Source organism: Thioalkalivibrio sp. ALE14, assembly GCF_000376845.1.
In the GTDB taxonomy this organism is placed as follows: Bacteria; Pseudomonadota; Gammaproteobacteria; order Ectothiorhodospirales; family Ectothiorhodospiraceae; genus Thioalkalivibrio.
In genome coordinates, this window is sequence record NZ_AQXY01000029.1 from 192228 (window position 1) to 211485 (window position 19258).

Consider the following 19258-nt stretch of genomic DNA (forward strand, 5'->3'; position numbering starts at 1 on the left):
GATGTTTTGGGACAGACGCCCAACGCCACGCAGGGGCATACCGGGAGCAGCGGTCATCCGTCTTTACTGTAAACCTCTTCCCATCTTCCAACCTTCGTGTGAACCGCCTTTGACCTTCTCCGTGTTCTCTGTGTCCTCCGTGGTACACAAAGCCCTTACGGACGTGGGTAGGCGCGCAGGCGCAGGGTCTCGCCGACCCAGCGGGTGTCGACGATCTCGAGCTCGGCGCGTTCCGACATCCGGGTCAGGGGCCATTCCACCAGGGGGCGGGCACTGGAACCCAGCAGCAGAGGCGCCTGATAGATCAGCCATTCGTCCACCCAGCCCCCGCGGGCCAGCGCCCCCGCCAGGCCGGGGCCGGATTCCACGTGCAGCTCGTTGATCTCGGCGCGTGCCAGCTCGCTCAGCACGGCGCCCAGATCCAGACCGCCCTCGGCCGATTCCTCCGCCAGCGGCACCGCACGAACCTCCGCACCCTTGCCGCGCAGCGCGTCCGCTGCGGGCGAGTCGGCCACTTCGGGCTCCGTGAGGATCCACACCGGGCTCTCGCGCAGGATCTGCGCGCCCGGTGGCGTGCGCAGGCGGGCATCCAGGATCACCCGCAGGGGCTGGCGCGCCGGCAGGTTTTGATAGTGCGGGTCGTCCGGAAAGCCGGCGTGGGCCGCCAGGTCAAACGGCTTCATGCGCACGTTCAGGCGCGGATCGTCGCCGACCACGGTACCACTGCCGGTCAGGATCGCCCCGGCCCGCGCGCGCCACAGCTGCACGTCGCGGCGCGCCACCTCGCCGGTAATCCACTGCGACTCGCCGGAGGCCATGGCCGTGCGTCCGTCCAGGCTCGCCGCAAGCTTGACCCGCACCCAGGGACGCCCCTGCTCCATGCGCTGCACGAATCCGGGATTCAGGGCTCGCGCCTCGGCCTCCAGCACACCGCTGTGGACCGGAATGTCCGCCGCCCGCAGGGCCTCGATCCCGCCGCCGCAGACCTGCGGGTTCGGGTCCTGCATCGCGATCACGACCCGCGCCACACCGGCGGCGATCAGGGCGTCGGTGCAGGGCGGGGTCCGACCGTGATGGCTGCAGGGTTCCAGGGTGACGTAGGCGGTGGCGCCGCGCGCGGCCTCGCCAGCCGCCTGCAGTGCGTTCACCTCGGCATGGGGCTCGCCGGCCTTCCAGTGCAGGCCCGCGCCGACCTCGCGCCCGTCACGCACGATCACGCAACCCACCCGCGGGTTGGGGTCCGCGGTGAACCGACCATAGTCCGCCAGTTCCAGGGCCCGCGCCATGTGGCGGCGGTCGGCGATCACCTGCTCGGTCGTGGGCGTCTCCATTACTCCCCCTTCTCCGAGCCGCTCCCGGTCTCCGGAGTGGCCCGTCCATCCGCCGTCGGTTCCGGGACGATGCCGGTCGCCTCCTCGTCGATCAGGCGCATCTGCGACCGGCGCATCTCCGGGCTGAGATCTTCCTCCAGCCGTTCGATCGCCTCGCGGAAGGACTGCACACTGGCGAAGCTGAGATAAATGGAGGCAAACCGGATATAGGCCACATGGTCGAGCCCGTGCAAGGCCGCCAGCACCATTTCGCCGATCCGGTCGGACTTCACCTCGGGGGCCGTGAGTGCGGAGAGCTGGCGCTTGATGTCGTCGATCACCCGCTCGACATCGTCGGTCTTCACCGGGCGCTTGTGCAGGGCCCGGCGCAGACCGCTGCGCAGCTTTTCCTCGTCGAAGGCGACCCGTTCGCCGGAACGCTTGACCACCCGCGGCAGGCTGAACTCCGCCCGCTCGAAGGTGGTGAAGCGCGCCCCGCAGGCGCGGCACTGACGCCGGCGCCGGATCTGTTCCTGCTCCGGGCCGGCCACCCGCGAATCGACCACGCGGGTGTCCTGGTCATGACAGGACGGACAGCGCATCCCGCGCCCGCAGCCCGCGGCTCGCCGTGGTTATTCGCCGGCGCCGTACACCGGGAAGCGACGGCAGATCTCCAGCACCTTTTCGCGCGTCGCGTCGATCACCTGCTCATTCTCGACATCGTCCAGCACGTCGGCGATCCAGCCGGCCAGCTCGCGCGACTCGGCTTCGGTGAAGCCACGGGTGGTCAGCGCGGCCGTACCAATGCGGATGCCGGAGGTGACGAACGGGGACTGCGGGTCGTTCGGTACCGCGTTCTTGTTGACCGTGATGTTGGCACGACCCAGCGCGGCGTCCGCCGCCTTGCCCGTGATGCCCTTGGCAACCAGGCTCAGCAGGAACAGGTGGTTATCGGTACCACCGGAGACGATGTCAAAGCCGCGCTCCACCAGCACCTCGGCCATCGCACGGGCGTTGGCGATCACCTGCTTCTGGTAGGTCGTGAACTCGGGTTCCAGGGCCTCCTTGAACGCCACCGCCTTGCCGGCGATCACGTGCATCAGCGGACCACCCTGGGTGCCCGGGAAGATCAGCGACTGGAACTTCTTGTTCAGTTCCGGCTGGCCCTTGGAGATGATGAAACCGCCACGCGGACCGCGCAGGGACTTGTGCGTGGTGGAGGTGACCACGTGGGCGTGGTCGATCGGGTTCGGGTACTCGCCGGCGGCGATCAGGCCGGAGACGTGGGCCATGTCCACCATCAGGTAGGCACCGACGGAATCGGCGATCTCGCGGAAACGCTTCCAGTCCACCACGCGGGAGTAGGCGGAGAAACCCGCGACGATCATCTTCGGCTGGTGTTCGGTGGCCAGGCGCTGGACCTCGTCGTAATCGATCAGGCCTTCGTCGGTGATGCCGTACTGCACGGCATTGTAGATCTTGCCGGAGAAGTTCGGCTTGGCCCCGTGGGTGAGGTGGCCGCCGGCATCCAGGCTCATGCCCAAGACGGTGTCATGCGGCTGCAGCAGGGCCATGTACACGGCTGCGTTGGCCTGCGAACCGGAATGCGGCTGCACATTGGCGTAGTCCGCGCCGTAGAGCTGCTTCAGGCGATCGATCGCCAGCTGCTCAACCACGTCGACATGCTCGCAGCCACCGTAGTAGCGCTTACCCGGGTAGCCCTCGGCGTACTTGTTGGTCAGCACGGAGCCCTGGGCCTCCATCACGCGCGGGCTGGTGTAGTTCTCCGACGCGATCAGCTCGATGTGCTCTTCCTGGCGCTGCGCCTCCTTGCTGATGGCGCCCCAGAGTTCGTCGTCGTAACCGTGGATACTCATGTCGATCGAAAACATTCGGTTCTCCCGTTCAAGGCTTCGGATTCGGCGGATTGCGGCGCGCCCGCCGGAAGGCGGCACTGCCGTCAAAAAGGCCGCTTATCATACGTCATCCGGCCCCTGTTTTCAGGCCGGGCGGCTCCCGGGGCGCCCACCACGACGCCTCCCGAACGGCGCGGAAAGACGGGTTTCGCAAGTTTGATCAAGTACTTTGATGCCGGCCCACCCGGCCGGGACAGGGCCGACTCAAGCCCCTGCCCGCAACCGTGGAATACCGCGCCCAGCGCGCCTCAGGCGGGTCCGTCGATCCGCTGGACACCCACCTCGTGGCGAATGGGATAGACCGGCAGGCCGAACTGGTTGTAGATCGCCACGTCCGCCGCGTCGCGACCGTAGCCCACCACCACGTAGCCACCGCGCAACTCGGACTGGGTGGGATCGAAGCTGTACCAGCGCCCACCGACAAAGGCCTCGAACCAGGCATGCATATCCATCGGCTGCAGGCCGTGCAGGTATCCGACCACCATGCGCGCCGGGATGCTGAGACTGCGGCAAAGCGCGATGCCCAGATGCGCCAGGTCACGGCACACCCCGCTCCCGCGCTGGTTCACCTCCACCGCCGAAATCGGGATATCGCTGGTACCCGGGAGATACTCGATGCGCTCGCGCAGCCACTGCGTGATCGCAGCCACCTGGTCGTAGCCCAGCCACTGGCCCGCGGTGATCTCGGTCGCCATCAGGTTGAACCGGTCCGATTCGCAGAAGCGGCTGGGCAGGAGGTAACCCAGTACCGCATCCGGCAAGGACTGCACCTCGATGAACGGAGCGCCGGGTGCCCGATCCAGGGCATCGGCCGTCTGTACCTCGGCGGCGGTGTGGATCGAGAATGGCCCCGGTGGTGCCACCAGACGCTGGCAGAGGTTGCCGTATACGTCCACGAACTCGGTCACCTGTGCGTTCGGCACCAGGCGATATTCCTCGCGGGCCACCCACTGCAGCGGGCCGCTGCGGGGGCGCAGCATCAGCACGAACGGCGTCGGGACCGGGATCTCGAACTCGAAGTCACAGCGGGTTTCAAGCCACATGGGGGCAATGCCTGCGTCGGGTGAAACTCCCACCCTACGCGCCCGCCCGCGTCAGAACCAGCAAATTCACGTGTCCGGGCTACCCGGGCGAGCGTGTACATTGGGCGGCAATTCCCTACACTCGCGGTACCGCCTGTTCCCCGGAGCACACATGCGAGCAATCCCCGTGCGCTGCACCCCGAAACGCGCCCTGACCGGCGGACTGCTGGCCCTCGGCCTGTTGCTGCTTGCACCCATGGCTGCGGCCGAACAACGCTTCATCAACATCGGCACCGGCGGCGTCACCGGAGTGTACTACCCCGCCGGCCAGCACCTGTGCCGGCTGTTCAACACCCGCCGCGACAGCCACGGGATGCGCTGCACCGCGGAGAGCACCGGCGGTTCGGTATTCAACCTGAACATGGTGCGTTCCGGCGACATGGACTTCGGGGTGGCCCAGTCGGACCTGCAGTACCACGCCTATCACGGCAGTGGCCGCTTCGAGGCCTTCGGACCCGGCGACCACCTGCGGGCGATGTTCAGCCTGCACCCCGAGCCACTGACCCTGGTGGTGCGCCCGGATGCGGACATCCAGGGTCTGGACGACCTGCCGGGCAAACGGGTGAACATCGGCAATCCCGGCTCCGGCCAGCGCACCCTGATGGAACAACTGATGGCGGAGCTCGGCTGGGACCACGACACCTTCCGCCGCGTCAGCGAGCTGCCCTCGCGCGAGCAGGCGCAGGCGCTGTGCGACAACCGGATCGACGCCTTCGTCTTCTCGGTGGGCCATCCCTCGGCGGCGATCCAGGAGCCGATCGCCACCTGCGACGCGCGCCTGGTGTCCATCGAAGGCGCGGCCATCGAGGAGCTGATCCGCTCGACCCCGTACTACCTCACCGCCGTGATCCCCGCCGACACCTACCCGGGGCAGGACGAGGACATCCACACCTACGGCGTGGGCGCCACCCTGGTCACCTCGGACCGCACCTCGAATACCGCCGCCTACGAGCTGACCCGCGCCGTGTTCGAAAACTTCGAGACCTTCCGCGGCTTGCACCCGGCCTTCAGCGGCCTCGAACGCAAGAGCATGGTCGACGAGGGCCTGTCCGCCCCCATGCACCCCGGTGCCCGGCGCTACTTCCGCGAGGCAGGACTGATCGATGACTGAGACCCGAGCACAGGATCCCGCCACTTCGGAGGACCGCCAGGTCGCCGAACTGGAGACCGGCGGCCGCCACCCCGGCCGCGCGACCCGCACCCTGATCTGGCTCACGGCCGTCGCCTGGTCGCTGTTCCAGATCTGGATCGCCTCACCGATCGCCGACTGGGTGGACATCTTCGTCGTCTCCGAGACCGAGGCTCGCTCCATCCACCTGGCGTTCGCGATCTTCCTCGGCTACCTGCTGTTCCCGGCGGTCCGCGCCACCGCCCGCGGCAAGGGCTGGCAGCACGCGATCGGCATCCTGTATGCGCTGGGCGGGCTGGCCCTGATTGCACTGGGGCTGTGGCAATTCCTCGGCCTGGAACGCCTGGGAGAAGTCTACCTGGCGCTCGGCATCGCCCTGGTGGGAGTCGCGTGGCCGCTGCTGCACGGAAATGACCCCGTACATCGCGTACCGGTGGGCGACTGGGTATTCGCCGTGGTCGCGGCCTTCAGTGCCCTGTACCTGTACCTGTTCCACGAGGCCCTGGCGGCACGCCCCGGCGCCCCCACCGAGCTGGACCTGATCATGGCCGGGGTCGGTCTGATCCTGCTGCTGGAGGCGACCCGCCGCGTGCTCGGGCCGGCGCTGACCATCATCGCCGCGATCTTCCTGTTCTATACCTTCGCCGGCCCCCTGATGCCGGACCTGATCGCCCATCGCGGCGCCAGCTACCCGCGCGCGATGGCCCAGCAGTGGCTGTCCAACGAGGGGGTGTTCGGCATCGCGCTGGGGGTCTCCACCAGCTTCGTGTTCCTGTTCGTGCTGTTCGGCGCGCTGCTGGAGCGCGCCGGGGCTGGCGACTACTTCATCCGCGTCGCGTTTGCCCTGCTCGGGCATCTGCGTGGCGGCCCGGCCAAGGCGGCGGTGCTGGCCTCCGGGATGACCGGCGTGGTCTCCGGCTCCTCGATCGCCAACGTGGTCACCACCGGCACCTTCACTGTTCCGCTGATGAAGCGGGTGGGCTTCGCCCCGCACAAGGCAGGCGCGGTGGAGGTGGCCAGCTCGGTCAACGGCCAGCTGATGCCGCCCGTAATGGGCGCCGCGGCCTTCCTGATGGTCGAGTATGTCGGCATCCCCTATGTCGAGGTGCTCAAGCACGCCATCCTGCCGGCCCTGATCGCCTATATCGCACTGATCTATATCGTCCACCTGGAGGCCTGCAAGAACGGCATGGAGGGCCTCCAGCGCGCGACGGCCACGACCTGGCGCGGGCGCCTGATCAGCTTCGCCCTGACCGTGGCCAGCCTGATCATCCTGGCCGGCGCGGTGTACTGGGGACTGGGCTGGATCAAGACCGTCGCCGGGGATGCCGCGGCCTGGATCATCGCCGGCCTGTTGTTCGCCACCTACCTGGTACTGGTCTGGATCGTCGCGCACGAGCCGGACCCCGAGGCCCTGGATACCGAACGCCCGCTGCCGCGCGTCGCCCCCACGGTCCTGAGCGGCCTGCACTACCTGCTGCCGCTGGTGGTGCTGGTCTGGGCCCTGGTGGTGGAACGCCTGTCGCCGGGGCTGGCGGCCTTCTGGGCGGTGGCCTTCATGATCTTCATCGTGCTGACCCAGCGCCCGCTGGTGGCCCTGTTCCGGCGCCAGGGGCGGCTCGTCCAGGCCGCCTGGGTCGGGGTCTGGGAACTGTTCCAGGGCTTCGAGACCGGCGCGCGCAACATGATCGGTATCGGCCTGGCCACCGCCGCGGCCGGGATCATCGTCGGCACGGTCGCGATGACCGGCGTCGGGCTGGTGCTGACCGACCTGGTGGACACCCTGTCCGGCGGCAACCTGCTGCTGGTACTGGTGCTGACCGCGGTGATCAGCCTGGTCCTTGGCCTGGGCCTGCCGACCACTGCGAACTACATCATCGTGGCCACCCTGATGGCGCCGATCATCGTCGATCTGGGGGCCCAGCACGACATCCTGATCCCGCTGATCGCGGCCCACCTGTTCGTGTTCTATTTCGGCATCATGGCCGACGTGACGCCACCGGTGGGCCTGGCCTCCTTCGCCGGCGCGGCAATCGCGAAGGCCGACCCGATCCGCACCGGGATCCAGGCCTTCGCCTACAGCCTGCGCACCATCGCGTTGCCGTTCTTCTTCATCTTCAACAGCCAGTTGCTGTTGATCGGGGTGGACAACGTGTTCCAGCTGGCGCTGGTCTTCCTCGGCTCGCTGGCCGGCATCCTCGCCTTTACCGCGGCCACCCAGGGCTGGTTCCTGACCCGCAGCCGCTACTGGGAATCCGCCGCGCTGATGGTCATCGCCTTCGTGCTGCTGGTACCCACGGTGCTGATGGACCGCCTCGTGCCGCCCCACCAGCACCAGCCGCCGGAGACCCTGTTCGAGGTCGTCCAGACCATCCCGGACCGCGATTCCTTGCGCCTGGAGGCCACCGGCATCGACCTCGAGGGCCGCGAGATCACCCGCACCGTGATGTTCCCGCTGGGTGACCCCGACCTGGCCCCGCGCGAGCGCCTGGCCGATGCCGGGCTGGATGTGCGCTTCGATCCGGAGGACCAGAAGGCGCAGATTCAGACGGTTGCTTTCGGCAGCCCGGCCGGCCGAGTAGGCTTGGAGGGTGGCTGGACCATTACCGGCGTGCTGGTGCCCACGGACCGCCCGAGTCCCTACTGGTTCTATCTCCCCGCGCTGGGTCTCGGGCTCCTGGTCGCCTGGAACCAGCGCCGCCGTTCGGAGCCGCCGGGCGGCGGCCCGACGGCCGGCGCACCCGCGCTTTCGGCGTAGCCATATCCATTGCCAACGGAGTACCCGCCATGGAACAACCCAAGTACGGATTCAACGTCATCGTCCGGGGCGACATCACCAGCGTGATCGAGCGCACCACGGCGGCCCTCGGTGAGGAAGGCTTCGGCATTCTCAGCGACATCGACGTCGCCGGCGCCTTCAAGAAGAAACTGGACCTGGATCATCGCCCCTACCGCATCCTTGGTGCCTGCAACCCGAACCTCGCCCGGCAGGCGATCGAGGCCGATCCCAACATCGGCCTGCTGCTGCCGTGCAACGTGCTGGTTCAGGACAACGGAAACGGCTCCTGCACCGTCGGCTTCATGGACCCGGTCGCGGTGATGGGCCTGGTCGACAAGCCCGGCGTCGAGGACCTGGCCACCGATGTGCGCCACCGTCTGGAGCGTGTGCGCCTGGCCCTGGAGACGGGCTAGCGCCCGCTTCCGCAAGCCCCCGATGGAGACCGGAACCGACCAGTCCGCCATGCTGGCCGAGCGCATCCGCTCGGCCAGCGCCGCCGGGCACCGCCTGGCCATTGCCGGTGGCGGGAGCCAGCGCGCGCTCGCGTTCCCCGCGGGGTTCGAGCCGGACGTCCGGCCGCTGGAGGCCAGCGGCCACCAGGGGATCGTCAATCTGGCCCCCAGCGAGTTGGTGGTGACGGTGCGCGCCGGAACCCCGGTCATGGAACTGCAGGCCGCGCTGGAGGAGGTTGGCATGATGCTCCCCTTCGAACCGGCCATGCCCACACCGTCCAGCACCGTCGGCGGCATGGTGGCTCTGGGCCTGTCCGGCGCCCGGCGCCCGTGGACCGCCAGCCTGCGTGATGCCGTGCTCGGCACCCGGATCGTCAACGGGCGCGGCGAGATCCTGCGTTTCGGCGGCGAGGTCATGAAGAACGTCGCCGGCTTCGATGTCTCGCGCCTGATGGCCGGCAGCCTCGGCAGCCTGGGCCTGCTGCTGGAGATCAGTTTCAAGCTGCTGCCCGCCCCCGCCTACCAGGCCTGGCTGCGCCGCGAGGCGACCGCCACCGCCTTCATCGAGCAGGCCCGCGACTGGGGCCGCACCGCCTTGCCGTTCTCGGGCCTGGCCTGGGCCGATGGCGTCAGCCACATCCGCCTGGGGGGCGGCCAGGAGGCTGTACAGGAGGCCGCCGAGCGACTCGGCGCGGAGGCGGACATCGACGGCCCGGCCTTCTGGTCACAGCTGCGAGACCGCCACATGCCTTTCCTGACCCGAACGACAAGCGGCGACGAACGCCTGTGGCGCCTGAGCCTGCCACCGGCGACCCCGCCCCTGGACCTGCCCGGCGAGTGGCTGCTCAACTGGGGCGGCGGCGAACGCTGGCTGCGTTCCACCGCCCGCCCCGAAGCCGTTCGCGCGGCGGTCGAAGACGCGGGCGGTCACGCCCGGCTGTGGTTCGGCGATCCGGCCGGCGCGTCCTGGCTGCATCCACGGCCAGCGGCCCACGCACGCCTGGAAGGCGAGGTCCGTGCAGCCCTGGACCCGGACGGGGTGTTCTTCGCCCCGCTGATCGCTCCCCATCCGCGTACCGCCCAGCCGACCCGGAACCCGAGCTGAGACCATGCAAACCCGCCTGCACCCCCGCTTCGAGAACGACCCGGCGGCCCGTATCGCCGAGGATGCGCTCCGCGCCTGCGTGCACTGTGGCTTCTGCAACGCCACCTGCCCGACCTACCAGGAACAGGGCGACGAGCTGGACGGTCCGCGTGGACGCATCTACCAGATCAAGGAGGTCCTGGAGAGCGGCGAGGCCAATGCCACCACCCGCACCCACCTGGACCGCTGCCTGACCTGCCTCAACTGCATGACCACCTGCCCTTCCGGCGTGGACTACAACCACCTGGTGGCGGTGGGCCGCGAGGTCGTTGAACGGGACCTCGACCGCCCCTGGCGCGAGCGGCTGCTGCGCGGCCTGCTGGTGCGCGCCCTGCCGGCAGGCTGGCCATTCCGTCTGGCCCTGGGCCTGGGACGCCTTGCCCGCCCGGTCCTTCCGGCCGGGCTCAAGCGGCGCGTGCCGCGCGCTCACGCCACCAAGGAAGATACGGCCCGTTCGTCCGCGCCCGCCGCAGCATCCGGCTTCGAGCATGGCCGGGTCCTGCTGCTGAGCGGCTGTGTCCATGACGCCATCGACGCCCGTATCAACGCCGCCCTGCGCCGCCTGCTGGCACGTCTCGGCGTTGAGGTCGTCGAAGCAGGAGAGGCCCGGTGCTGCGGGGCCGTGGAACACCATCTAGCCTTCGAGGAACGCACCCGCGCCCGAGTCCGCGCCAACCTCGACGCCTGGGAACCGACCCTGGACCGCGGCGTGGACGCGGTCGTCAGCACCGCGAGCGGCTGTGGCGTGCTGCTGCGCGACTACGGGTACCTTCTGGCCGACGACCCGGCCTACGCCGACCGCGCGGCCCGGCTGGCGGCTCGGGTTCGCGACCCGGTGGAACTGTTCGACGCCGACAGCATCCGCGAACTCGGGATCCGCGCGTCGGCCGACCACCCACCCGTGGCCTGGCACGCTCCCTGCACCCTGCAACACGGCCAAGGCCTGGCGGGGCGCGTGGAACCCCTGCTGCAGGCTGCCGGCTTCGATCTGGTGCCGGTCATCGAGCCGCACCTGTGCTGCGGCTCCGCCGGTACCTACTCGATCCTGCAGCCCGAAATGGCCGGGCGCTTGCGCCAGCGCAAGCTGGACAACCTCGAGGCCGGCGGCCCCGCGCGCATCGTCACCGCCAACATCGGCTGCCAGACCCATCTGCAAAGCGGCACGGACACCCCGGTCGAGCACTGGCTCACACTGCTCGAGCGCCATTGCCCCGCAACTCCCGCCGGTGCGTAGGGGCGCTTGCCCGCGCCCGGCCCGCGATCTAGATTCCCCCTTTTCCAATCCGGTAGACGCATCCATGCAGGCAAAATCCTTTCTCCCCCCACAGCGCACCCTGATGGGCCCCGGCCCCTCCGACGTGAACCCGCGCGTGCTGAGCGCGATGAGCCGCCCGATTATCGGCCACCTGGACCCGGTGTTCGTCGGCATGATGGAGGAGATGAAGGGCCTGCTGCAGTACGCCTTCCAGACCAGCAACGCCCTGACCCTGCCGGTCTCCGCCCCCGGGTCCGCCGGCATGGAGACCTGCTTCGTGAACCTGGTCGAGCCGGGCGACAAGGTCATCGTCTGCATCAACGGCGTGTTCGGTACCCGCATGAAGGAGAACGTCGAGCGCTGCGGCGGCACCGCCGTGGTGGTCGAGGACGACTGGGGCGCCCCGGTCTCCCCGCAGAAGGTCGAGGACGCGCTGAAGGGCAACCCGGATGCGAAGATCCTGGCCTTTGTGCACGCCGAGACCTCCACCGGGGCGCGCTCGGATGTCGAGACCCTGTGCCGCCTGGCCCGCGAGCATGACTGCCTGAGCATCGTCGACTCGGTCACCGGCCTCGCCGGCAGCCCGCTGTACGTGGACGACTGGGGCGTGGACGCGATCTACTCCGGCTCGCAGAAGTGCCTCTCCTGCACCCCCGGCCTGTCGCCGGTCAGCTTCAGCGAGCGCGCGGTGGAACGCATCCAGGCGCGCAGCCACAAGGTCCAGAGCTGGTTCCTCGACCTGAACCTGGTCATGGGCTACTGGGGTGGCGGCGGCAAGCGCGCCTACCACCACACCGCGCCGATCAACGCCCTGTATGCCCTGCATGAATCGCTGGTGATCCTCGCCGAGGAAGGCCTGGAGAACAGCTGGTCGCGCCACGATCGTCATCACGATGCCCTGCGCGCCGGCCTCGAGGCCATGGGTCTGAGCTTCCTGGTCGATGCCGAGCATCGCCTGCCGCAGCTGAACACCATCCACGTGCCCGAGGGCGTGGACGAGGCCGCGGTACGCAGCGAACTGCTGAACCGCTACGGCCTGGAGATCGGCGCCGGACTCGGCCCGTACGCCGGCAAGGTCTGGCGCATCGGCCTGATGGGCTACGGCGCCAACGAGAAGAACGTGCTGTTGTGCCTGTCCGCGCTGGAGGCCGTGCTGGCCGACATGGGGGCCGTCACCCCGGGTCGCGCCATGCCCGCCGCCCGGGCCGCCTACGCGCAGCAGGGCTGAATCCACATACCACCAGGGGCCACCGCGTCCGTGCACGCGGGCGGCCCCGCGAGACCCAACGGGAGGCGCACGATGACGCTGAGTGAACTGCTGCAGTATCTGGATGAACACATGGACGGCGTGTTCCTGGACGGCGACCCCGCCGCGTCGCTGGAAAAGGCGCGTAGCGGCGAACACCGCAACCCCATCGCGGCCGAGGTCGTCGTCGCGCTGATGGACGGGGCCGGCGCCGACAGCCCGGACACCACCCTGGAGCGCGCCGAGGCGGTCAAGTCCATCGGCCCGACGCGCCTGAAATACATGGGGGATGACGCCCCGGTGGAGGGCTTCCGCCTGGTGGAGAAGACCATCGTCACGATCGACGCCGCCTACAACGAGGAGGCCCTCGCCTCGCGCGGCTGACCCCACCTGCCCTGCCATCATCCCGGAAACCGCGCAGCGGTTATCCGGGATCTCCGACGCCGGAACAGACCAAGGCGGAGGAGAATTGTGGACGCGGAAGCTCCCGGCTCCGCGCTTCGCTGCAGCCGGGATGACGGGCCGGGCGAGCCTTCCGGAAGGGCTAGGGAAACACTGATTAATGCACACGCTCGCGTTGGCACGCCAGGTTTTCCGAGACAAGGCGCGCCGTGCAGCGGGTAGTGGTTCTACCCGCAAGCGGTGCAACGCAGGATCGGGGAACCTGGGGTACCAACCCCACAACTTAATGAACGAAGGGGCTCGGCCGCTTTTGCGCGCGCACGGCGTTGCGGGTCCTTTGTGCAGAATGACTGCACGGCAGTCGCCGCGCCTTGTTCGCACGCAAAAGCGATCGAGCGCGAGCGCGTGCATGAATCAGTGTTTCCCTAGAACAGCCCCGCGACCCAGAGCACCGCACCCGCCATCGAGGCCCCGATCAGCGCGCCCATGGCGATGTCACTGGGATAGTGCAACGCCAGCACCAGCCGCGAGGCGGCTACCAGCGTCGCAAACGGCACCACCAGCCAGGCCCAGACCGGGAGCCAGGCCACCAGGACTACGGTGAATCCCACCGCGTGCATGGTGTGGCCGGACGGGAAGCTGAACTCGTCCAGCGGGTCCACCGTGCGTGCGAACGGACGGTCGCGATGGCAGGGACGCCGCCGGCTGGTGCGCCGCTTCAGCCACTTGTACACCGGCAACGACAGCAGACCGACCACCGCCATCTGCAGGCTGACCCATACCGCCTGCGGGCCGTGCAACAACGGCAGCGCCAGCATCAGGACATACCAGGCCACCCCGTCCCCGAGCCGGCTCACCGCCCCGAAGAAGCCGCTCACGGCACGGCGCCGATTGTAGTGGTTGAACTGCCGGCAGACCGCCAGCTCCAGCTCATCCATCCATTGCAGGACTCGCATCACGCGCCTCCTTCAGGGTTCCCAGACAATGCGCCTCGAACCCGGCCACCACCTCGACCCAGTCGAGCCCGCGGGCATGCGCCCGGGCATTTCGCCCCATCTCGCCCCAGGCCTCCGAATCCTGCGCGAGCGCGGCAGCCGCTCCGGCAAACGCGGCCGCATCCACGCTCGCTTCGCCCGTAAGGGGCACCCGCACCCCACTCACCGCGGTCGTCACGTGCTCGTGCGCCGCAGCGGTGTCGAAGGCCAGCACCGGAAGCCCGCTGGCCATGGCCTCGATCACCACGTTGCCGAAGGTCTCGGAGGTCGACGGGAACAGGAACAGGTCAGCGCTGGCGTAGTGCTGGGCCAGGGCCTGCCCCACCTGCTGCCCGGTAAAGATCACGTCCGTATGCGCCCGTTCCAGTGCGGCCCGCGAAGGACCGTCCCCAACCAGGACCAGGCGCGCCTCCGGCAACTGCGGCTGTAGCGCGCGAAAGGCTTCGATGACCAGCGCGAGGTTCTTCTCCGGTGCCAGCCGGCCCACGTACAGCACCACCGGTGTGGCGGTTCCGGCGCCCCACTGGCGGCGCAGGCGCGACGAGCGTCGCGCCGGGGTGAAGCGCCGGGTATCGACGCCCCGCGCCATGACCCGTACCCGTTCGAAGCCTTGCGCCGCGAGCGTGGCCGCCAGCGCCTGCGTCGGGGCCAGCGTCACGTCGCAGCGGTTGTGAAAGCGCCGGAGAATCGACCGCACTGCGGGCGTCAACCAGCCGACGCCGTAGTAGCGCGCATAGCCATCAAAGTGGGTGTGAAACCCCGCGATCACCGGGATCCCGAGACGCCGCGCCGCGCCCAGGGCCGAGTGGCCCAGGGGGCCTTCGGTGGCGATGTACACCGCGTCCGGCCGGTTTTCCGTCCACAGGCCCTGCAGGCGACGGCGGGCGGGGAGCCCCATGCGCAGGCCGCTGTAACCCGGGATCGGCAGGCCGGGCAGCAGCCGGTCCCCGGGATCGCGGGCATCCGGATCGTCACGCAGCGCCAAGGCCTCGCCCGGCTGCCGGGGACGGAACACCTGCACGCGATGACCGCGATCGCGCATCCCTTCGACCAGGCGCGCGAGGGTATGGGCGACGCCATTGACCTCCGGCGGCCAGGTCTCGGTGACCAGGGCCAGGTGAAGCGAAATTCGGGGCGGGCGGCGGGATTCGGTGCCGGACCGGGGCGACATGATGAATCCCTCTCCGCCCGTCGCTATGCAGAAGCGCGGGCGGTTGCGCGGCCCGATGGCGGATCGACCGGCAGGCCGAGGACCTCGACGATGGCGCTGCGAGACCCGTCCGCGAGGGCACGCCGCTCCTGGTCCAGGGTTTCCAGCGGCGCCAGGAAGTGCAGATCCACGTGCGTCTCGCGGCGGCACAGCAACTGCCAGACATTGGGGATCAGGCGGTCGCGATCGGCATAGGAGACAGGCACCGGGCCGTCGGGCAGGCGTTCGTAGGCCAGCGCCACCGGCTGCACCGGGTGGCGGGTGCCGGTCACGGCCGCGAACAGTCGCGGATGAAAGCGGCGCACGAACTCGCCGCGGCTGGTCGTGCCCTCAGGGAACACCACGAAGTGACGCCCCTCTTCCAGGCCGGCCTGCATGGCTTCTACGTGGGCGGAGGCCTGGTGCGCGCCGCGCTCGATGAAACGGGTGTCGTGCTGACGCGCCAGCCAGCCGATGATTGGCCAGCGCGCGATCTCCGCCTTGGACAGGAAGCACGGATCCACCGCCGCCCCGATCAGCGGGATGTCCAGCCAGGAGACGTGATTCGCCACCACCAGCGAGGGCTGCCGGGGTGGCTCGCCGTGGACCCGGAAACGCACACCCGCAATCCACAGGGCGCGGTCATACCAGGCCCGGCGGACGCGACTGCGCTCCTCGAAACCGGCTTCGCGACGGGCCATCCGCCAGGTCAGCCAGACCCCTGCCAGCATGTGCAGCACGATGCGCATCAGTCTACCCAGGGCCCGCAGTGTTCCGGTCATGCTCCGTTCCTCGGCTTGCGGGCGCCGCGGCGCCCAGGAAGTGCCGATGGTAACGGTCCGGCATGGCGCGCACATCCAGCAGGACGAGCACGTCCGCCACGTTGAAGTCGGGATCGAAACAGGCCTCGCCGCAGACCCGGGCCCCCAGGCGCAGGTAGGCCTTCAGCAGCGGCGGCATGCCGCTGCGACTGGGCGTCCCGTGGCAGATGGTCAGGGCATTCGGGAGCGGCCGGCGCGGCGTGACCCGCAGGCGCGACGGGGCCCGGTGGAACATGCGCAGCCAGGCCAGCTGGGCCGGCGTCTTGTCGGTCAGCGGCAGGCTCGCACAGCCCATCAGATAGTCGAAGCGATGGGCGTTCATGAAGCGCGCCAGACCGGTCCACAGCGCGTTGATCGCAGCGCCCTGGCGATGGTCGGCGCGCACGCAGGTACGACCGACTTCCAGGGTCCGGCCGGGCAGGTTCATCAGCGGGCCCAGCTCGAACTCCGACAATGAATAGAAGCCGCCGGCGGTGCTCGCGCTCTCCTCCGTCAGGATGCGCGTGCAGGCCACCACACAGCCGGAACGCCGTTCGCGCACCAGCAGGTGATGGCAGTACGGGTCCAGGGGATCGCGATCCAGGCCCGAGGCGGTATCCGGAAGTGCCGCACCCATCTCGCCGGCGAAGACCTCGTGGCGCAGGCGCTGGGCCGCTTCCAGGTCGCCGGGACTGGAGGCCAGATGAACCTGGTAGGCAGTTTCGGCATCCGCGGGCAATGCGGACGGGGAGCGAAGCGGTGCGGTCATGGTGGCGACCTCCGGTTGAACTGTCCCGGAGACTACGCCGCGTGGTTGACCACCCCGTGTAGGAACGATGACAGCCGCGTGAATCCGTTGCCGTACCAATGGCCGGCAACAATACCCTGCGGGGTGCGGGCCACGGCGGCCCGAACCCCGCAGGGATTACGGCTGTTGGGGCGCGAGTCCTACGGCAGCGGGCCGTCGTAGGCGCCGGATTCCACCGGCAGGTCCTCGGCTTCCCAGCCCTTGATGCCGCCGGCAATGTTCACCACGTTGGTAAAGCCCATGTCCTGCAGCCGCTGCACGGACATCGCGGCACGGCCGCCGGTCGCGCACATCACGGCCACCGGCTTCTCGCGCGCATTCACCAGGGCGTCGATGCGGTGCGGGGTGTTGGGATCGGCCGCGCCTTCCAGCAGGCCGCGCGGGACGAGGATGGACTTCGGCGCGTGCATCTTTTCGAACTCGTAGGGCTCGCGCACATCGACCACCAGCCAGTCCTCGCCGTTCTCCATCTTCTCGGCGAGATCCGCCGGGGCGATCTCCTTCACGTTCTGCCGCGCCTCGGCGACGAAATCCATCAGTTTCTTCTCGCTCATTCGAACATTCCCTTTTGCAATGATCTGGATGTCTTTGTAGAGCCTGCTTGCAGGCGAATGCCCCTGCCCGCATCCGACTCTGGCAGGGGCATTCGCCTGCAAGCAGGCTCCTACACACCGGACTTCTCTATTCTACCGTGGGTGCGCGACCGGGTGATTCAACCCGGTGCAAGTGCGCCTTCCAGCGCAGCGGGATCGGTCACGGGCGCTTCGCATTGCAGGCCGCGACAGAGATAGGCGCGCACGCCCGTCTCCGGGGCCGCCTTCTCCGCCAGCGCGTCCGGCAGGTTTCCGGACTGTGCGGGAATCGCGAAGGCCCAGACCGGGACATCCTGCGCCCGCAGGCGCTGCTGCCAGTCGGGCAGGTCAGCGGCCGTCCCGCGCAGCACGACCAGGGCCGGCGGCTGGTAGTGGATGTCCAGCGCCATCAGCAGGCTCATGTGTCCCACCGGGGCCTGCTCGATCATCGGTCCGGCGTTGGCGAGGGTGCGCTCGGCCGCCTCGAGGTACCGTGGCTCGGCCAGCAGGAACCCCAGCTTCTGCAAGGCCTGCGCCGCGACACCGTTGCCGTTGGCCATGGCATCGTCCGCATAGACCTTCGGCCGCTGGATCAAGGCCTCGTGGTCGCGGGCGGTGAAGAAGAAACCGCCGTGCCCGGAATCCTCGAACTCCGCCAACAGGGTGTCGGCTAGCGTGGTGGCCCAGGCCAGCAACTCGCTGTCCCACTCGGCCTCCAGCAGCGTCAGCGTGGCCTCCAGCAACAGGGCGTGATCGTCCAGATAGGCGCGCGGCATCGCGCCGGTCGCCCCCTCGCGCACGCTGGCGTACAAGCGGCCGTCGCGCCACAGACGCTCGCGCACGGCGGTCATCGCCTCGCGTGCCAGGCGCAACCATTCCGGGCGCTCCAGGGCGCGCGCGGCACGCGCCAGGCCCGAGATCATCAGGGCATTCCAGGCGCCCAGGATCTTCTCGTCGCGATGCGGTCGCACCCGGTCCTGGCGTGCCGCGAGCAGGCGTTCGCGGGCCCGGTCCAGGCGCGTGTTCGCCTCCGCCTCGTCGATCCCCAGCGCATCCGCGACGGTCGCCGCTGGTGCCACCTCGTGCAGATGCCAGCGCCCCTCGAAATTGGCCGGGCCGTTCAGTCCCCAGACCCGGCTGGCGACGGCCCACTCGTCCTCCGTCAGGAGCGCCTGGACCGTCTCCGGGTCCCAGACATAGAAGCGTCCCTCCTCGCCCTCGGAGTCCGCGTCCAGGCTCGAGTAGAAGGCCCCGGATGCATCCCGCATTTCGCGCTCCAACCAGGCCACCGTCTGCTCCACGACCCGTCGGGCCCGGGTATCGCCGTTGGCCGCGCGCTCGGCGTAGAGCCCCAACAGGGGACCGTTGTCGTAGAGCATCTTCTCGAAGTGCGGGATCATCCAGCGGGCATCCACCGAATAGCGGCAGAAGCCGCCCCCCACCTGATCGAAGATGCCGCCCGAGGCCATCGCGTCCAGGGTGCGCCCCAGCATGCGTTCGGCCTCGCCATCGCCATGACGGGCCGCGTGCCAGGCCAGCCACTCGAGCGAGGCCGGGTGGGGGAACTTGGGGGCATCCCCGAAGCCACCGAACTGACCGTCGAAGGTCTGCGCCAGTTCCGCGCGCCCCTTGTCGATGACACTGAGCGCGGGAACCGCAGCACCCGCGGGGCGGTAGATCCGGCCCAGCGCCTGCTGCAGCGATTCGTTCTGGCGCTGGATCTCGTCGGGGTGCTCGGCGAGGAAGTCGGCCACCCGTGTCATCAGATCCACGAACGACGGCAGGCCGTGGCGCGGGGTGCTCGGGAAATACGTCCCGGCAAAGAACGGCACCTGGTCCGGCGTCAGGAAGACCGTCAATGGCCAGCCACCGGGGCGCTGCGACAGCAACATGTGCGCATTCTGGTAGATGCGGTCAAGGTCGGGACGCTCCTCGCGATCCACCTTGATGTTGACGAAGCGCTCGTTCATCACCGCGGCGGTGTCCGGGTCCTCGAAGGACTCGTGCGCCATCACATGGCACCAGTGGCAGGCGGAGTAGCCGATCGAGAGCAGGATCGGCTTGCCCTCGCGGCGGGCGCGTTCCAGCGCCTCCTCGCCCCAGGGGTACCAGTCCACGGGGTTGTCGGCGTGCTGCAACAGATAAGGGCTGCTGGCCCCGGCCAGTCGATTCATCGCGC

Annotated in this window: 17 protein-coding genes; 7 read left to right on the plus strand and 10 right to left on the minus strand. The window is 69.0% G+C overall.

What is annotated here, in order from left to right; all coding sequences use genetic code 11:
- Positions 1-155: 155 nt before the first annotated feature.
- From ribD to F572_RS0110395, 4 genes are all read right to left on the minus strand, one after another.
- Entirely contained in the window at positions 156-1331 is a 1176-nt protein-coding gene (gene ribD / locus F572_RS0110380) for a bifunctional diaminohydroxyphosphoribosylaminopyrimidine deaminase/5-amino-6-(5-phosphoribosylamino)uracil reductase RibD (protein ID WP_017941283.1), read from the minus strand.
- Complete coding sequence (gene nrdR / locus F572_RS0110385) at positions 1331-1912, minus strand: transcriptional regulator NrdR (RefSeq protein WP_026142944.1); 582 nt, start codon at positions 1910-1912, stop codon at positions 1331-1333. Before nrdR ends, ribD begins: the two co-directional genes overlap by 1 nt.
- A gap of 30 nt (positions 1913-1942) precedes the next feature.
- A complete protein-coding gene (glyA, locus tag F572_RS0110390) occupies positions 1943-3202 on the minus strand; it encodes a serine hydroxymethyltransferase (protein WP_017941285.1) in 1260 nt (419 codons plus the stop codon).
- A gap of 272 nt (positions 3203-3474) precedes the next feature.
- Positions 3475-4269, minus strand: a complete 795-nt coding sequence (locus F572_RS0110395; RefSeq protein ID WP_017941286.1) for a transglutaminase family protein — start codon at positions 4267-4269, stop codon at positions 3475-3477.
- 151 nt (positions 4270-4420) lie between these two features.
- Between F572_RS0110395 and F572_RS0110400 the strand changes: the two genes are divergently transcribed.
- The 7 genes from F572_RS0110400 (at position 4421) to F572_RS0110430 (ending at position 12697) form a co-directional block, all read left to right on the plus strand.
- A complete protein-coding gene (locus tag F572_RS0110400; protein WP_017941287.1) occupies positions 4421-5419 on the plus strand; it encodes a TAXI family TRAP transporter solute-binding subunit in 999 nt (332 codons plus the stop codon).
- Positions 5412-8195, plus strand: a complete 2784-nt coding sequence (locus F572_RS0110405; protein ID WP_017941288.1) for a TRAP transporter permease — start codon at positions 5412-5414, stop codon at positions 8193-8195. The genes F572_RS0110400 and F572_RS0110405 overlap by 8 nt, the downstream gene beginning before the upstream one ends.
- A 29-nt stretch (positions 8196-8224) precedes the next feature.
- The gene (locus tag F572_RS0110410; protein WP_017941289.1) at positions 8225-8629 is read left to right on the plus strand and encodes a DUF302 domain-containing protein; all 405 of its coding nucleotides are present in this window, start codon (positions 8225-8227) and stop codon (positions 8627-8629) included.
- Positions 8630-8651: 22 nt separating this feature from the next.
- Entirely contained in the window at positions 8652-9773 is a 1122-nt protein-coding gene (gene glcE / locus F572_RS0110415) for a glycolate oxidase subunit GlcE (RefSeq protein WP_017941290.1), read from the plus strand.
- A 4-nt stretch (positions 9774-9777) separates the two neighbouring features.
- Positions 9778-11046, plus strand: a complete 1269-nt coding sequence (gene glcF, locus F572_RS0110420) for a glycolate oxidase subunit GlcF (RefSeq protein WP_017941291.1) — start codon at positions 9778-9780, stop codon at positions 11044-11046.
- Between the two features lie 64 nt (positions 11047-11110).
- Complete coding sequence (locus F572_RS0110425; protein ID WP_026142945.1) at positions 11111-12295, plus strand: alanine--glyoxylate aminotransferase family protein; 1185 nt, start codon at positions 11111-11113, stop codon at positions 12293-12295.
- 72 nt (positions 12296-12367) lie between these two features.
- Positions 12368-12697 carry a hypothetical protein gene (locus F572_RS0110430; protein ID WP_017941293.1) on the plus strand — a complete coding sequence of 110 codons (330 nt, stop codon included), beginning with the start codon at positions 12368-12370 and terminating at the stop codon, positions 12695-12697.
- A gap of 443 nt (positions 12698-13140) precedes the next feature.
- Here the strand turns inward: F572_RS0110430 and F572_RS0110435 are convergent, their stop codons facing one another.
- The 6 genes from F572_RS0110435 to F572_RS0110460 all read right to left on the minus strand — a co-directional run bounded on the left by F572_RS0110435 (position 13141) and on the right by F572_RS0110460 (position 19253).
- On the minus strand, positions 13141-13671 hold the full coding sequence (locus F572_RS0110435; protein WP_026142946.1) for a phosphatase PAP2 family protein: 531 nt from the start codon (positions 13669-13671) through the stop codon (positions 13141-13143).
- Entirely contained in the window at positions 13646-14881 is a 1236-nt protein-coding gene (locus F572_RS0110440) for a glycosyltransferase family 1 protein (RefSeq protein ID WP_017941295.1), read from the minus strand. The genes F572_RS0110435 and F572_RS0110440 overlap by 26 nt, the downstream gene beginning before the upstream one ends.
- 23 nt (positions 14882-14904) lie before the next feature.
- Positions 14905-15648 carry a 1-acyl-sn-glycerol-3-phosphate acyltransferase gene (locus F572_RS0110445; RefSeq protein WP_017941296.1) on the minus strand — a complete coding sequence of 248 codons (744 nt, stop codon included), beginning with the start codon at positions 15646-15648 and terminating at the stop codon, positions 14905-14907.
- Between the two features lie 4 nt (positions 15649-15652).
- Complete coding sequence (locus F572_RS0110450) at positions 15653-16468, minus strand: GNAT family N-acetyltransferase (protein ID WP_017941297.1); 816 nt, start codon at positions 16466-16468, stop codon at positions 15653-15655.
- A 179-nt stretch (positions 16469-16647) separates the two neighbouring features.
- On the minus strand, positions 16648-17061 hold the full coding sequence (locus F572_RS0110455) for a rhodanese-like domain-containing protein (RefSeq protein ID WP_017941298.1): 414 nt from the start codon (positions 17059-17061) through the stop codon (positions 16648-16650).
- A 158-nt stretch (positions 17062-17219) separates the two neighbouring features.
- The gene (locus tag F572_RS0110460) at positions 17220-19253 is read right to left on the minus strand and encodes a thioredoxin domain-containing protein (RefSeq protein ID WP_017941299.1); all 2034 of its coding nucleotides are present in this window, start codon (positions 19251-19253) and stop codon (positions 17220-17222) included.
- Positions 19254-19258: the final 5 nt, after the last annotated feature.